The 329-nt window shown below is 66.9% G+C and carries 1 pseudogene; it reads left to right on the forward strand.

What is annotated here, in order from left to right:
* A pseudogene (locus tag ABGA94_RS12860) lies at positions 1-329 on the forward strand (hypothetical protein); the annotation flags it as partial.

Below are 329 nucleotides of genomic sequence, written 5' to 3' on the forward strand. Positions count from 1 at the left end.
GCCCAGCGCTTCAACCACGTGTACGGCAAGGAGTACTTCCCGCTGCCGGACGTGGTGATCGATGAGCAGGTGGCAACGCTGGCGGGCCTGGATGGCCGCAAGATGAGCAAGAGCTACCGCGTGCTGGCCGGTGCGCGTGGCAACCGGGGCGACTGGAACTGGGAAACCGCATTCGCCAGCGCCGGCACCCACTCCACCACCTACCAGACGATCAACGTCAACGTCAGCGATGAAGCGGCCGTCTCGGCAGCCATCGACCAGGCCCACGATTTCCTCGGCGGCCTGAACGTGGCGATGAACTGCGCCGGCATCCTCGGCGCCGGCCGCGT

This window comes from Stenotrophomonas sp. 3diitr2024, from assembly GCF_042136455.1.
Taxonomy (GTDB): domain Bacteria; phylum Pseudomonadota; class Gammaproteobacteria; order Xanthomonadales; family Xanthomonadaceae; genus Stenotrophomonas; species Stenotrophomonas sepilia.